Origin of the sequence: Bradyrhizobium sp. STM 3809 (assembly GCF_000239795.1) — a bacterium.
Taxonomy (GTDB): Bacteria; Pseudomonadota; Alphaproteobacteria; order Rhizobiales; family Xanthobacteraceae; genus Bradyrhizobium.
Map to the genome: position 1 here is coordinate 1 of NZ_CAFJ01000591.1, position 14,899 is coordinate 14,899.

At 66.1% G+C, this 14,899-nt stretch carries 12 protein-coding genes and 1 pseudogene; 4 read left to right on the forward strand and 9 right to left on the reverse strand.

What is annotated here, in order from left to right; genetic code table 11:
* On the reverse strand, positions 1 to 265 hold a 265-nt coding region (locus BRAS3809_RS26675), incomplete at its 3' end, for a DUF2147 domain-containing protein (protein WP_035658843.1).
* 125 nt (positions 266 to 390) lie between these two features.
* On the opposite strand from BRAS3809_RS26675, the gene hpnO reads away from it, so the two are divergent.
* The gene (hpnO, locus tag BRAS3809_RS26680) at positions 391 to 1,782 is read left to right on the forward strand and encodes an aminobacteriohopanetriol synthase HpnO (protein ID WP_035658838.1); all 1,392 of its coding nucleotides are present in this window, start codon (positions 391 to 393) and stop codon (positions 1,780 to 1,782) included.
* Between the two features lie 360 nt (positions 1,783 to 2,142).
* Here hpnO and BRAS3809_RS26685 read toward each other — a convergent pair whose 3' ends face one another.
* From BRAS3809_RS26685 to BRAS3809_RS26700, 4 genes are all read right to left on the reverse strand, one after another.
* Complete coding sequence (locus tag BRAS3809_RS26685) at positions 2,143 to 2,925, reverse strand: anti-sigma factor family protein (RefSeq protein WP_008965120.1); 783 nt, start codon at positions 2,923 to 2,925, stop codon at positions 2,143 to 2,145.
* On the reverse strand, positions 2,922 to 3,476 hold the full coding sequence (locus tag BRAS3809_RS26690) for a sigma-70 family RNA polymerase sigma factor (RefSeq protein ID WP_008965121.1): 555 nt from the start codon (positions 3,474 to 3,476) through the stop codon (positions 2,922 to 2,924). Before BRAS3809_RS26690 ends, BRAS3809_RS26685 begins: the two co-directional genes overlap by 4 nt.
* Before the next feature lie 97 nt (positions 3,477 to 3,573).
* A complete protein-coding gene (locus tag BRAS3809_RS26695; protein WP_008965122.1) occupies positions 3,574 to 3,900 on the reverse strand; it encodes a cupredoxin domain-containing protein in 327 nt (108 codons plus the stop codon).
* A 12-nt stretch (positions 3,901 to 3,912) separates the two neighbouring features.
* Positions 3,913 to 4,857 (reverse strand): metallophosphoesterase family protein, encoded by a 945-nt coding sequence (locus tag BRAS3809_RS26700; RefSeq protein ID WP_008965123.1) that lies wholly within the window; start codon positions 4,855 to 4,857, stop codon positions 3,913 to 3,915.
* Between the two features lie 216 nt (positions 4,858 to 5,073).
* Here BRAS3809_RS26700 and BRAS3809_RS26705 point away from each other — a divergent pair, with 216 nt between their 5' ends.
* Positions 5,074 to 6,246 (forward strand): acyltransferase family protein, encoded by a 1,173-nt coding sequence (locus tag BRAS3809_RS26705; RefSeq protein WP_008965124.1) that lies wholly within the window; start codon positions 5,074 to 5,076, stop codon positions 6,244 to 6,246.
* A 466-nt stretch (positions 6,247 to 6,712) separates the two neighbouring features.
* On the opposite strand, the gene BRAS3809_RS26710 is transcribed toward BRAS3809_RS26705, so the two are convergent.
* Positions 6,713 to 8,332, reverse strand: a complete 1,620-nt coding sequence (locus BRAS3809_RS26710; RefSeq protein ID WP_008965125.1) for a GMC family oxidoreductase — start codon at positions 8,330 to 8,332, stop codon at positions 6,713 to 6,715.
* A gap of 175 nt (positions 8,333 to 8,507) precedes the next feature.
* On the opposite strand from BRAS3809_RS26710, the gene BRAS3809_RS26715 reads away from it, so the two are divergent.
* Positions 8,508 to 9,677, forward strand: a complete 1,170-nt coding sequence (locus BRAS3809_RS26715; RefSeq protein WP_008965126.1) for a M20 aminoacylase family protein — start codon at positions 8,508 to 8,510, stop codon at positions 9,675 to 9,677.
* Between the two features lie 107 nt (positions 9,678 to 9,784).
* Here the strand turns inward: BRAS3809_RS26715 and BRAS3809_RS26720 are convergent, their stop codons facing one another.
* From BRAS3809_RS26720 to BRAS3809_RS26730, 3 genes are all read right to left on the reverse strand, one after another.
* Positions 9,785 to 11,413, reverse strand: a complete 1,629-nt coding sequence (locus BRAS3809_RS26720; RefSeq protein ID WP_008965127.1) for an inorganic phosphate transporter — start codon at positions 11,411 to 11,413, stop codon at positions 9,785 to 9,787.
* A gap of 129 nt (positions 11,414 to 11,542) precedes the next feature.
* Positions 11,543 to 13,021 carry a UdgX family uracil-DNA binding protein gene (locus BRAS3809_RS26725; protein WP_008965128.1) on the reverse strand — a complete coding sequence of 493 codons (1,479 nt, stop codon included), beginning with the start codon at positions 13,019 to 13,021 and terminating at the stop codon, positions 11,543 to 11,545.
* A gap of 159 nt (positions 13,022 to 13,180) precedes the next feature.
* Positions 13,181 to 14,419, reverse strand: coding sequence for a putative DNA modification/repair radical SAM protein (locus BRAS3809_RS26730; protein ID WP_008965129.1), 1,239 nt, complete (start codon positions 14,417 to 14,419; stop codon positions 13,181 to 13,183).
* 185 nt (positions 14,420 to 14,604) lie between these two features.
* Between BRAS3809_RS26730 and BRAS3809_RS26735 the strand changes: the two are divergent.
* Positions 14,605 to 14,899 (forward strand): annotated as a pseudogene (locus BRAS3809_RS26735) (DNA repair protein); the annotation flags it as partial.

Consider the following 14,899-nt stretch of genomic DNA (forward strand, 5'->3'; position numbering starts at 1 on the left):
CCGTACCCGGCTTCTTCTTCATGTCGATCAGGATCGGCATGCCCAGCGTCGGCCGGCTCTTCTGGGCGGGATCGGGATTGTTACTGTCCCGGCCGCCAGGGGTCTTTTCCCAAGCGACGACGCCCCACATGCTGCCATTACATTGTGCGACTCGGATGTTGGCAACACCGTCGGCGACCCGCCAATCCCCTGTGGGGTCGGCCGCGAGCGCAGAAGAAATTCCTGCGGCGAACACCACTGCAGAGTATGCTATCGTTGTCGACATGAGAGATCTAAGGCGATGCAACATTGGCAGAAACCCGTGCTTGCTTTGATGGTGCGAATGAGGGCAAAACGCCGCATTGCGCGTTTTCAGTTGACGTCACGTCCATCAACCGAAGTATGTAGCCGATGCTAAAGCCCAATCTAGACGTTTCCGAGATGTTTGTGGAGCGCCAGGCGCAGCGCAGCACCATGCATTCTCGGCATCTGAACGAGCAACTTGTCCGCGTTCTGAAGACGATTGGATATGATGTCGGGTTCCAAAAGGGCCAAGGGCAATATCTCTACGACCGTGACGGCGCCCGTTACCTCGATCTGCTGAGTGGCTTCGGCGTCTTTGCTATCGGACGCAACCATCCGACTCTCCGTGACGCGCTGAAAAGCGTTCTCGACAGCGACCTGCCAAATCTTGTGCAGCTCGACGTCTCGACCCTGGCGGGAGTTCTTGCCGAGCGGCTGCTGGAATATGTCCCCTATCTCGACAAGGTGTTCTTCGCCAATTCCGGCGCCGAGACGGTCGAGGCCGCGATCAAATTCGCGCGGGGTGCCACGGGACGTCCGGGCATCGTCTATTGCGGGCACTCGTACCACGGCCTCACCTATGGTGCGCTGTCGCTGACCGAGGACTCCAATTTCCGCACCGGCTTCGAGCCGCTGCTGCCGGGGTGCACGGCCGTTCCCTTCAACGATCTGGCCGCGCTTGAGCAGGCGCTGTCATCACGCGAAATTGCGGCCTTCATCGTCGAGCCGATCCAGGGCAAGGGCGTCAACATGCCCACTGACGAGTTCCTGCCCGGCGCCGCCGCGCTCTGCAAGAAATACGGCTCACTGTTCATCGCCGACGAGATCCAGACCGGCATGGGCCGCACCGGCCGGTTCCTCGCCGTGGAACACTGGAACGTCGAGCCCGACATGGTGCTGCTGTCGAAGGCGCTGTCGGGCGGTCACGTGCCGGTCGGCGCGCTGCTCACGCGCAAGGCGATCTTCGACAAGATCTTCAACCGCATGGATCGGGCGGTCGTGCATGGCTCGACCTTCGCCAAGAACGACCTCGCGATGGCTGCGGGCATCGCCACGCTCGAGGTGCTCAAGGCCGAGAAGCTGATCGAGGCGGCCGCCAAGCGCGGCGCCGAACTGCGCCTGGCATTGACGCGGATGGTGCCGGGCTACGAGCTGCTCAAGGAAGTGCGCGGCAAGGGCCTGATGATCGGCGTCGAATTCGGTCCGCCGAAATCGCTCCGCCTGAAGGCGTCCTGGACGATGCTGGAGAGCGCCAACAAGGGCCTGTTCTGCCAGCTGATCACGGTGCCGCTGTTCAAGGACCACAAGATCCTGACCCAGGTCGCCGGCCACGGCCTGCACACCATCAAGCTGCTGCCGCCGCTGACCATCACCGAAGACGATTGCTCCTGGATCGAGCGCGCCTTCGACGACGTGATCGCGCAGAGCCACAAGGTCCCCGGCGCGATCTGGTCGCTCGGCAAGACCCTGGTCGACAACGCGATCAGGAAGTCGGCGTGAGCTCGTAGAGCAGGTACGAAGGCGCGTCCGTCGCGACAGACCGAACCGTCATCGCCCGGCTTGACCGGGCGATCCATTACGCCGAGACGGTGGTGATCAGCTCGACAGGCCGCGGCGTACTGGATGGCCACCTACGCCGGCGTGACATCCGAGAAAACTGGCTTCGTAGGGTGGGCAAAGGCGCGAAGCGCCGTGCCCACCGTCTCAGTTGCTGTTGACGGTCGGTGGGCACGCTTCGCTTTGCCCACCCTACGGCTCCCCCGTGGATGCCGCGTCATTGCGAGCGAAGCGAAGCAATTCGTGGCGTCATCCTCGACTCTCGATGGCTTCGGCTCGCCCGCAATGACGGAAGTGGCTGCCTCAACTGCTCCCACTCATCGCGCGCTCGAACCGCTCGCCGAACTCGTTGAGCTCGTCGGCATTGATGTCGCTCACCGCCCAGTAGCTCAGGCCGCGGTCGCGCCAGGAGCGGATGTTGAAGCCCTGGATCGTGTCCAGCTTTGCCGTGCGGCGCTCGGCCGACGAGGTCTGCGCCACGAACAGATTGATGACGTGCTGGCGGCGGCGATACACGACAGCGCCGATCGCGCGCGCATCGACATAGTCGAGCCGGCCGCCGATCAACGTGAACCCCTCGGCGGTCAGGTCGATCACCGGCGGCGCGACGTCGAGCTTGCCGTTGAACCACGGCTTCACCGTGTGCTGGTCCGTCGAGATCACGTCGGTGAGATGGCCGGCCTGCAGCGAGCGCAGATGCGCCGAGACGATCTCGGCTTCGATGCGCTGCTGATCATCGTTGCGCAGCACGATCGCGACGAGGCCGGTGGCGGCGAGCGCCGATACCGCCGAGCCCATCGCGAAGCCCCTCAGCAGCGAGCGGCGGCTCGGGGCCGCGGCGAGCGGCGTCACATTGGCCGGCTGCGCCGGCGGCAGTGCGGCGTCCAGGCGCTGTCGCAACGCCGGCGGCGCCTTGTAGGTCAGGTCGGCGCCGGCGAGCGCCTGCTTCAATTGCCTGATGGCGGCAAGCTCGGCGGAACAGCGCGGGCATGCCGCGATGTGAGCTTCGACCTCGCGGGCGTGGCCGGCATCGAGCTCGCCGTCGGCCAGCGCATGGATCAGGATCTCGGCGTCGTCGCAGGTCATGGCTTGAGCTCCTCCTGCGCGAGCCAGGCGGTGCGCAGCAGCGCGCGGGCGCGGGCAAGGCGCGACATCACGGTGCCGACCGGCACGCCGGCGGCCTCGGCGATCTCGCGATAGGACAGATTGTTGATCTCGCGCAGCACCAACGTCTCGCGAAACGGTTCGGCCAGCGTGTCGATCATCCGCTGGATCGCCGACGCCTCGCGCTCGCGCAACATGGCGCCCTCCGGCGTCTCGGCGCTGTCCTGCCAGAGCGGCGGCTGGTCGGCCGCCTCGGGCGCATCGTCGAGCGCCTTCAGCGGAGCGCCGGCGCGGCGGGCGAATTCGGCATGGCAGACATTGCGCAGGATGGCGAACAGCCACGGCTTCATCTGAGGGCCGCGATAAGTGTCGAAATGCTTGAGCGCGCGCAGATAGCATTCCTGCACGGCGTCGTCGGCGTCCGCCGGGTTGCGCAGCAGATAGCGCGCCAGCGTATAGACGTCGTCGAGATAGGGCAGCGCCGCTTCGCGGAAGCGCCGCGCCCGCTCGGGATCGTCAGGCGATGTGGCCACCGGCGTCCTTTCCGGTTCGGTTCGCGGCATCACAGCCGGGGCGGCGGCTCGTTGCCGGCCCGGCCATGACGCTGTTCTCATGCCCTGGTTCGCGACCCTACTCAACCTTCACCATCCCCGTCATGTGCGGATGCAGCGAGCAGAAATACTTGTAGTCGCCGGCCGCCGCGAAGGTGAAGGAGAAGCTGTCGTCGGTATCCAGCGTCTTCGACCTGTATTTCCCGGCCGACACCACGGTATGTGGAATGTCGTCGTGATTGGTCCAGGTCACGGTGTCGCCGACCTTCACCGTCACCTCCGCCGGCGTGAAGGTGAAGTTGTCGATCGTGACCTTGATGGTCTCGGCGTGCAGCGGCGCGGTGCCGAGCAGAGCGGCCGTGAGGGCGAGGCGGATGCTCCGCTCCAGTGATGCGCGTCGGTTCATGCTCGGTGGTCCTCAGCCGGCCAGCGGGGTGTCGATGATCGCGAGCCGCTCGTCGCCGAGCTTGAAATCGATGCTGGCGATGCCGAGCAGGGTGCGCAGCCTGGCATCCTCGACTTTCATCGGGCCGGGCGAGGGCGCCGTGCCCGGCGCCGGCTGCGGGAAGGCGGTCGAGCGCGCGGTGTGGAAGGTGACGTTGCCCTCGACCTTCTGCATCACCTGATGGATGTGGCCGTTCAGCACAGTCACCGAGCCGAACCCCTTGAGCATGTCGAGCGCGCGTCCGCCATCCTCGGTGCCCCAGCCCCATTGCGGATAGACGGTCCACAGCGGGATATGCGCGAACACGACGACCGGCTGCGATGTCGAACGGCCCTTGAGGTCCTGCTCGAGCCAGGCGAGCTGCTCGGCGCCGAGATTGCCCAGGCCGCCGGCCTTGAGATCGACCACGTTGACCAGCCCGACGAAGTGCACGCCGCCTGCGTCGAACGAGTACCAGCCGGCGCCGCGGCTCCCCTTGCCGTAGCGCTCCTTGTAGAGCTTGACGTCCTCGTCGAGGAAATCATGCTCGCCCGGCACATAGTGCACGTCCAGCCGGGTCTGCGAGATGATGCGGTCGGCGTCGTCGAACTCCGCCGCCTTCGACAGATGCGAGATGTCGCCGGTGTGGATCATGAAGGCGGGCTTCTTCGGCATCGCCTTGATCCGGTTGACGGCTTCCTCGAGCGTGCCGATCGCATTGGGATTGGCCGGCTTGTCGAAGCCGACATGGCTGTCGCTGATCTGCAGGAAGGTGAGGCCGGTGGCCTGCTGCTCGGCCGCCTTTGCCGCGTCGACGAGGCCGAGCGAGCGCGGTACGCCGCCGGACAGGGTCCAGAGCACGCCGGTGCCGGCCCATGTCATGCATTCCAGGACCTTGCGGCGGCTGAGGCCGCTGTCGTCATGATCATCAAAGCTCATCGTCGTCTCCCTCGTCCCGCCATCGGGCTTGCGGGGAGGAGAGCGGTATCGCGGCGGTTTTATTCCCAGCCTCCCGCGCATTGTCCGGCATTGACGCGTTCGTGATCGCATGCGCCGGGTTGCCGCGCCGGTTTGTTCAGGCAGGATGTCATCGCGGTTGAGGTCTGCGGGGTATAATGAACCCATTCCTGCAGCTGACAGGCGGACTCGACATCGATGCATGAGCGCGTGACGGCAACCCAGCCATGGACCGAGGCGGCCGGCGGCCGCATCGTCGCGCTCGACCGCGCCAGGACCTTCATCACGCTCTCGGTCGTCCTGTATCACTCCGCGATCAACTACACCTATTTCGGCCAGGGCGGCGACCGCATGCACTGGCTCGGCTTCGATCTGGTGGCGCTGTTCAACGACAGCTACTTCATGTCGTGCATGTTCTTCATTTCAGGCCTGTTCGTGCCGGCGAGCCTCGCGAGGCGGGGCGCGTCGGACTATCTCGGTCGGCGCGCGCTGCGGCTCGGCGTGCCCTACCTCGTGTCGATCCTCGTGATCATGCCGATCGCCTATTACCGCTACTACGTGGCGGAGGATCCGTTCACCACGGTGTGGTGGCGAATGATCAGCGAAGGTCCCTGGCCGTCGGGCTCGGCGTGGTTTCTCGGCGTGCTGCTGATCTTCGATCTACTGGTCACGCTCCTTTGGACGCTGTCGCCGCGAGCGATCGCCGCGCTCGGACGCTGGGCCGGCGGCTTGCTGCGCGCGCCGGTCCTGGGCTTCCTGATCTTCCTGGTCATCGCCAATGCCGTCTATCTCCCGCCGCATCTCGGCTTCGGCGACGGGCTGTGGTTTATGCCCGGCCATTTTCCGCTGCCGCTACAGGCGAGCCGCGCGTTGCTGTATCCGGCGTTCTTCGCGGCCGGCATCGCGATCGGAGCCGCTGGCCTGCGCAACGGGCCGCTCGCCACCGATGGTTCGCTCGTGCGGCGATGGGCCGTCTGGTTCGCTCTCTCCTATGGCTGCTACGCGATGATCCTGTTGCTCGCCTACGCCCACCACAACTGGATCGCCGATTTCGACTCCCCGCCGCTGTGGTGGCGCGCCGCCTATGGCAGCGCCGTGGCCAGCTTCTGCGCGTCGATGGCGTTCGGCGTGCCGACCTTCTTCCTGCGCTGGGCCAAAGCGCCGCTGGCGCTGATGGACCGCATGCAGCCCTCGGCCTACGGCATCTACCTGCTGCACTTCCTGCCGCTGCTCTGGCTGCAATACCTCGTGTTCGATCCGGCATGGCCAGCGGCCGTGAAGTTCGCGATCGTGCTGGTCGGGACGCTGTCGGTGAGCTGGGGAGCGGCGGCGTTGTTGAGGCGCATTCCATGGGTGGCGCGGGTCGTCTAACGCTTTTGAATGGGCAAGCGGCTGAACGCGCTGCAAGTGAATGCGCCCTCTCCCACAAGGGGAGAGGGCGCTATATCTAGCAGCGCATTAGTAGCCTTGATAAGAAAACGCTCGAACTCCGTAGGGTGGGCAAAGGCGCGCCGTGATGTCAGCCGTTTTCGATGGACTCACGCGCGCCGTGCCCACCGTTGCGGTTGGAGATCGTCGTGAGGCGGTGGGCACGCGCCGCCTGCGGCGGCGCTTTGCCCACCCTACGGGTCTGCTTCACGGATTGACGACGGGCGAATGACGGTCTGCGCGTTATTCCCACTGTTCTACGCAGCAACCGATCGTTGCGCGGTGTCAGAGAATTGTCAGCTTGGACCGATAGGAATGCCTTGGTTCGCGCGGCGTAAGCGTACAGCCCATCGTCAGGCGTTCGAGCTCGCGTCACGCCGCTCGCTACAGGCGGGCGGCGTGGAGTTCGTCAGCGCCCATCCTCCAGGATCATCATCGCCGCCTTTTCCGCAATCATCGCGGTCGGCGTGTTGGTATTTCCCGAGGTGATCGTCGGCATGATCGAGGCGTCGGCGATGCGCAGGCGATCGAGGCCGCGGAAGCGCAGCCGCTCGTCGACCACCGCCATCGCATCGTCAGCCGTGCCCATCTTCGCCGTACCGACGGGGTGGAAGATCGTGGTGCCGATGTCGCCGGCCGCCTTGGCGAGCGCCGCATCATCGTCGCCGACGGCAGGGCCCGGCAGGTACTCCTCCGGCCTGTAGGCCGCCAGCGCGTTCTGCTTCATCAGCCGCCGCGTGACGCGGATCGCATCGGCGGCGACCTGGCGGTCGTCGGCGGTCGCGAGATAGTTCGGCGCGATCGACGGCGCCTCGTCGAGCCTGGCCGAGCGGATGCGCACGGTGCCGCGCGAGGTCGGGCGCAGATTGCAGGCGCTGACGGTGATGGCCGGGAAACGGTGCAGCGGATCGCCGAACTTGTCGAGCGACAGCGGCTGCACGTGGAACTGGATGTTGGCGCGGTCGCGCGTCGCATCCGAGCGCGTGAAGATGCCGAGCTGGGACGGCGCCATGGTCAGCGGGCCGCGGCGGCGGAAGGCATAGTCGAGGCCCATCAGGCCGCGCTTGACCAACGAGTAGTAGGTCTCGTTCAGCGTCTTCACGCCCGAGACCTTGTAGATCGCGCGTTGCTGCAGATGATCCTGCAGATTGCGGCCGACGCCGGGCTTGTCCATGACGACATCGACGCCTAGCTCGCCGAGCCACTCGGCCGGGCCGATGCCGGAGCGCTGCAGGACCTGCACCGAGCCGATCGAGCCGGCGCTGAGAATCACCTCGCCCCTGGTGCGGGCCTCGATGGTCTCGCCACTCTGCTGGAAGCGGACGCCGACCGCGCGGCCGTTCTCGACGATCAGCCGATCGACGAGGACGTTGGTCTCGAGCCGCAGGTTGGGCCGGTTCAGCGCCGGCTTGAGAAAGCCCCGCGCCGACGACCAGCGGCGGCCGCGCTTCTGGTTGACGTGGAAATAGCTGATGCCTTCATTGTCGCCGGTATTGAAATCGGGGATGCGGCGGATGCCCATCTGCTCGGCGGCGTCGCCGACCGCGTCCAGTACCGCCCAGGACAGCCGGGGCGCCTCGATCCGCCAGCCGCCGCCGACGCCGTGGTGCTCGCTCTCGCCCAGGAAGTGATCCTCCAGCTTCCGGAACACCGGCAGCACGTCGGAATAGGACCAGCCGGACAGGCCGAGCTGGCGCCAATGGTCGTAGTCGGCGGCCTGGCCGCGCATCGAGATCATGGCGTTGATCGCCGAGCAGCCGCCGATCACCTTGCCGCGGGGATAGGCCAGGGAGCGGCCGTTCAGGCCCGGCTCGGCCTCGGTGCGGAACATCCAGTCCGAGCGCGGATTGCCGATCGCGAAGAGGTAGCCGACCGGAATATGGAACCAGATCCAGTTGTCGTGGCCGCCGGCCTCGAGGATCAGGACCCTGGTCTTGGGATCGGCGGATAGCCGGTTGGCGAGGATGCAGCCGGCGGTGCCGGCGCCCACGACGATATAATCGTATTCCCCCTCGAGCTGACGCGGCATCGGCATTCCCTTCCCAATCCTTGAGAGGCTTTTAGTCAGCCGGAGCGGGGCCGGACAAGCGCCACGTTCATGGCTGGTTGACCGAGCCATGAGGCCTGTGCAGCCCCCATCTTGGGCGGTGCGACTTTTGCATGCTAGAACGGCTCAAATCCCTTCTGGAGCTACGAGATTTCCCATGCCCATCGTCAACCGCGTCGCCGATCTGCAGCCCGACATCCAGGCCTGGCGGCGTGACATCCATTCGCATCCCGAGCTGCTTTACGAGGTGCACCGGACCGCGGCCTTCGTCGCCGACCGGCTGCGCGAGTTCGGCTGTGACGAGGTGGTGACCGGCCTCGGCAAGACCGGCGTGGTCGGCGTCATCAAGGGCCGCAAGCCCGGCCAGGGCGACGTCAAGGTGCTCGGCCTGCGCGCCGACATGGACGCGCTGCCGATCGAGGAGGCGACCGGGCTGCCTTATGCCTCCAAGACCCCGGGCATGATGCATGCCTGCGGCCATGACGGCCACACCGCGATGCTGCTCGGCGCGGCGCGCTATCTCGCCGAGACCCGCAACTTCGCCGGCGAGGTCGCGGTGATCTTCCAGCCGGCCGAGGAGGGCGGCGGCGGTGCCGATGCGATGATCAAGGACGGCCTGATCGACCGCTTCAAGATCGACCAGGTCTACGGCATGCACAATGGCCCGGGCCTGCCGGTCGGCGCCTTCGCGATCCGCCAGGGGCCGCTGATGGCCTCGACCGACGCGGTCGACATCACCATCGAGGGCCATGGCGGCCATGCCGCCAAGCCGCACAACTGCATCGACTCGCTCATGGTCGGCGCCCAGCTCGTCACCGCGCTGCAGCAGGTCGTGGCCCGCAACGTCGATCCGCTGGAGGCGGCGGTGCTGTCGATCTGCGAGTTCCACGCCGGCAATGCCCGCAACGTCATTCCGCAGAGCGCGGTGCTGCGCGGCACCGTCCGCACGCTGACGCCGAAGGTGCGTGAGCTGATGGAAAAGCGGGTGCGCGAGGTCGTGACCGGCGTCGCGCAGATGACCGGCGCCAAGATCGACCTGGCCTATACCCGCGGCTATCCCGTGGTGGTCAATCACGCCGAGCAGACCGAGATCGCCATCCGTGCCGCCAAGGAGGTCGCGGGCGACGCCAACGTGCACGAGATGCCGCCGATGATGGGCGGCGAGGACTTCGCCTACATGCTCGAAGCCCGTCCCGGCGCCTTCATCTTCGTCGGCAACGGCGACTCGGCCGGCCTGCATCACCCCGCCTATAATTTCAACGACGAGGCGATCGTCTACGGCACCTCGTTCTTCATCAAGGTGGTGGAGAACACTCTGGCGGCGTGAGCCGGCCGAGCGTCACCGCGCTCGGTATTTTCATCGCGAATTCGCGCACATGAAAGGCCCGCGTCGACTGACGCGGGCCTTTCGTCCTTCGGTGTTCGCCGCGCCGCTCAGAACAGCCGCGAGAAGATGAAGTACAGCGCGCCGGAGATCAGGATCGCGGCCGGCAGGGTCAGCACCCAGGCCATCAGCAGGTTGCGGATGGTCGCCATCTGCAAGCCCGAGCCATTGGCGGCCATGGTGCCGGCGACACCCGACGACAGCACATGGGTGGTGGAGACCGGCAGGCCGAAATTGTCGGCCGCGGCGATGGTGGCGGCCGCGACCAGCTCGGCAGCCGCACCTTGCGCGTAGGTGAGGTGGGTCTTGCCGATCTTTTCGCCGACGGTGATGACGATGCGCTTCCAGCCGATCATGGTGCCGAGCCCGAGCGCGATCGCCACCGCGATCTTGACCCAGGTCGGAATGAACTTGGTCGCGCTGTCCAGCGAGGCCTTGTAGGCGTTGAGCGTCGCGATCTCCTCCTTGTTGAGATCGTTCTCCTTGTCCTTCATCAGGAAGCGGATCGCCTCGGAGGTGAGGTACATGTCGTTGCGGGTGTTGCCGACCGCTTCCGCCGGCACCTTGTTCAGCGAGCCGTAGGTTCGCACCTGGTCGCCGACATCCTTGACCAGCACCGCGAGCGACGGATACGTGCCCTCGTTGATCTTGCGTTCGGCGACATAGAGCGTCACCGCCGGGCGGGGATCGCCGATCACGTTGTAGCCGGCAGCCTTGGCGGCGATCACCTTGGCGGCCGCCTGCGAGGTCTCCTGGAAGCGGGCGATCTGGGATTCCGGAAGGGCACGGTTCAGCGCATAGGCGGTCGGCACCGTGCCGATCAGGATCAGCATGATCAGGCCCATGCCCTTCTGGCCGTCATTGGACCCATGCGCGAACGACACACCGGTGCAGGTCAGGATCAGGAGGCCGCGGATCCACCACGGCGGCGCCTTCGGGCCTTCGGGGGCGGCGTACAGCGCCGGATTGCGGACGAGGAATTTGAGCAGATAGAGCAGGGCGGCGGCACAGATGAAGCCGACCAGCGGCGACAGCAGCAGTGCGTAGCCGATCTCCGTCGCCTTGCTCCAGTCCACGCCGGAGGTGCCGTCACGGCCGCGCACGAGCGCATTGGTGATGCCGACGCCGATGATCGAGCCGATCAGCGTATGCGAGGAGGACGCCGGCAGGCCGAAATACCAGGTCCCGAGATTCCACAGGATTGCGGCGATCAGCAGCGCGAACACCATCGCGAATCCCGCGCTCGACCCGACCTGCAGGATCAGCTCGACCGGCAGCAGCGAGACGATGCCGAACGCCACGGCGCCGGTCGACAGCAGCACGCCGAGGAAGTTGAAGAAGCCGGACCACATCACCGCGACCTCGGCCGGCAATGAATGGGTGTAGATCACGGTGGCCACCGCATTGGCGGTGTCGTGGAAGCCGTTGACGAATTCAAAGCCGAGCGCGATCAGCAGCGCCACGAACAGCAGGATGTAGGGCAGGTAGGTCGTCACCTTCGTGCCGGTCGCGTCGACATCGACATAGATGCTGTAGGCAACGAACAGCAAGCCTGCGGCGAGAATGCCGAGGAAGAGGATCATGGTCAGGGGATTGAAGCCCTTGTCCAGGTTCGGCCGTGCGGCCGGCTGGATTGGGGCGCCTTCGCCCAATCCGGAATTGATGGTCACGTCGGTCATGAGAACGCCCCTCGTTACGACAACGAGCCTTCCTTCTGACGGACGGATGCAAAGCCCGCATGACAGCTTGACGGGTTGTTAAGACCGCTCTCGCCTCGGCGGAGGCTGTTGAGAGACGATCCAGACAGCTCACGCCGCGTGGGCGCGCTTGAGCGCGGCGGCGGCGATCTTCAGGTCCTTCACGAACAGCTCATACTCCAGCGCCTTGGCGTCGGCGTCGGGCAGCCGCAGCAGGTAGGACGGATGCACCGTGATCATCGCCTGGGGACCCTCGGGCAGGTCGACGACGTGGCCGCGGTTCTTGGTGACCTGGGTGATCTTGCCGAACACCGCCTGGGCGGCGGTGGCGCCCATCGCCACCACCAGCGCCGGGCGGACGGCGGCGAGCTCACGCTCGTACCAGGGACGGCAGGCCTTGATCTCCGGCGTCGCCGGCTTCTGGTGCAGCCGGATCTTGCCGCGCGGCACGAACTTGAAGTGCTTCACCGCATTGGTGACATAGACCTTGGAGCGGTCGATGCCGGCCTCTGCCAGCGCACGGTCGAGCATCTGTCCGGCGGGGCCGACGAAGGGATGGCCGGCGAGGTCCTCCTTGTCGCCGGGCTGCTCGCCGACCAGCATCAGCGGCGCATGGTCAGGCCCTTCGCCGAACACGGTTTGCGTCGCGTCCTTCCACAGCGGGCAGGCGCGACAGGCGGCGGCCTCCTCACGCAAGCTCTGAAGATCGGTCACCTCGACATCACGTGAGGTCTCAGCAGCGGCGGGCGCTTTCGGCTCGCGGGTCATCGCGGTCTCCTCGACGCGCTTCTGCGGCTTGTGCGGTTCGGTACCGGACTCGGCGATCATCTCCGTGGTGCGGCGGGAGGCTGCCGCGATCAGCGGCTGGATCAGCTTGGCCTCGGGCAGGTTCTGCCAATATTTCTTCGGCATCTCCTTTTCCATCGCCTTCACTTTCAGCCGTGCCGGATTGAAAATGCTGGCATAATAGCGCAGCCACACCTCTTCGAGCCGGTCTTCACTCGGCGCTTCAGCCTTGCTCACGCCGGAGGTGAAGGAGACCCGGCTGCCGTCCCAATGGGCGCAGATTTCCGGCGTCAGGATCGACCAGGGCATGTCGGCGAAGCGGCGGGCGAAGAACGGCGCGGCGCGTTCGACGATGTGGTGCTCGGGCTCGAACCAGGCGACGTAGCGCGCCTCGCGCTCGCGGCCGACCTCGCGGAAGCGGACGAAGGCGTGCATCTTGTGGACGTCGCGGCGCACGGCGCGGGCCAGCGCGTTGGCCTGGGCGACGTCGGGATCGGTCGCGATGTCCATCAGGTCGTGGTTGGTGCGCAGCCGCCACAGCAGCCGGTAGAGCAGGGCGAAGCGGTTGGGGTCGTTGTGCAGGATCGCGCTTTCGGCCAGCTCCATGAAGCTCGCGGGCACGGAGAACGCGCCCTTCGGCACCTCGGGCAGCCGTGTCTCCGACTGATCGTCGAACAGGTCCGCCGCAGCGCCCTTGACGCGCCAGGACACGTCGGCCGGCCTGACGTCGTTCATCGCCAGCGCCCGCGCCGCCCGACGCCAGCCATCGAAATCGGTGTCGCTGTCGAGGGTTACGACGTGCATCTCACCTCTCTCGTCATTGCGGCCGAAGTCCCATGGTCACCGTCATTCCGGGGCGCCTCGTAGAAGCGAACCCGGAATCTCGAGATTCCGGGTCTGGTCCTTCGGACCATCCCGGAATGACAGCGACTGCGGGGCTTTGCGCTCGCAATGACGACTTGGCTAGAATCCAAATCCCAGCTGCTGCGGTTTCGGCCGCAGCCGGGCCCTGAGGCTGGCGCCGTCCAGCAGGGACGGCGACGGCCGGTGGTCTGACAAAACGATGAACGGCAGCGCCTTGTTCCGGATCACGTTGAGCTGGGCCAGATCCGCAAAGCGGATCGTCGTCGTGCGTCGCGTGGCGAGGATGCGCTGCACGGTGCGGGTGCCGAAGCCGGGCACGCGCAGCAGCTCCTCGCGGCTCGCGGTGTTGATGTCGAGCGGGAAGCGGTCGCGGTGGCGCAGCGCCCAAGCGAGCTTGGGATCGATGTCGAGCGGCAGCATGCCTTCGTGCTCCTCGACGATCTCCTCCGCATCGAAGCCGTAGAACCGCATCAGCCAGTCGGCCTGGTACAGCCGGTGCTCGCGGACGAGGGGCGGGGCCTGCAGCGGCAGCGCGCGGCTGGCATCGGGGATCGGGCTGAAGGCCGAGTAATAGACCCGCTTGAGCTTGTAGGCGCCGTAGAGATTGGCCGAGGTCGACAGGATCGTGCGGTCGTTGGCGGCATCGGCGCCGACGATCATCTGCGTGCTCTGGCCGGCCGGCGCGAAGCGCGGCGGCCGGGCGCGGCGCACGGTCTTCTTGGCCTCGGCGGTCTCGTCGAGCTTGAGCCTGAGGCGGCCCATGGTGCGGCGGATCGCGCGCTGGTCCTTCTCCGGCGCGAGCTTCGTCAGGCTGTCCTCCAGCGGCGTCTCGATGTTGATGCTGAGCCGGTCGGCATATTTGCCGGCCTCCGCGATCAGCGCCTCGTCGGCCTCCGGAATCGTCTTCAGATGGATGTAGCCGCGGAAGCGATGCTCCTCGCGCAGTTTGCGCGCGACGCTCACGACCTGTTCCATCGTGTAGTCCGGGCTGCGGATGATGCCCGACGACAAAAACAGCCCCTCGATGTAGTTGCGGCGATAGAAGTCGATCGTCAGCTTCACCACCTCGTCGACCGTGAAGCGCGCGCGGGGCACGTTGGAGGAGGCACGGTTGACGCAATACAGGCAGTCGAAGTTGCAGGCATTGGTCAGCAAGATCTTGAGCAGCGAAATGCAGCGTCCGTCCGGCGCATAGGAGTGGCAGATGCCCATCCCCGGCGAGGTCGAGCCGAGCCCCTTGCCGTCGCGGGAATCCCGCATCTCCGTACCGCTGGAGGCGCAGGACGCGTCGTACTTGGCGGCATCGGCCAGGATCTCCAGTTTGCGCAGCAGCTCCATGCTTTTGAATCCCCTTGATTCCACTCGTTGAATCCGGACCGGGTCAATCCCGATTGACTCTCTGTCGGGCGTTAGCTTTATATTAGAACGTATCATGAACAAAGAGGTTCGTCGCGGGTTCAACTGCCAGCTTTCCTTTTGAGAACGGCAGCACCCGCACGATGGATTGAAAGGAGCGGCGACGGATGACCGGCGCACGCATGGACACGCTCGCGCGCCTGCGCGGCCGCATTGCCCGTCTCGAAGCGGCCGATGGCGCGCATGATCTGCGCCGGGTCGCGCTCGGCCATGACGAGGCCGACGCGGTGCTGCAGGGCGGGCTCGCCACCGGCGCGCTGCACGAGGTGTTCGCCGAGGCCGGCCGCCAGGCGGCGGCCGCGACCGGCTTTCTGTGCGGCCTGGCCGCGCGTGTCGCCGCGCGCCGGCCGCTGATCTGGATCCGGCAGGATTTTGCCGAGCGCGAGGCCGGCGCGCTGTCGA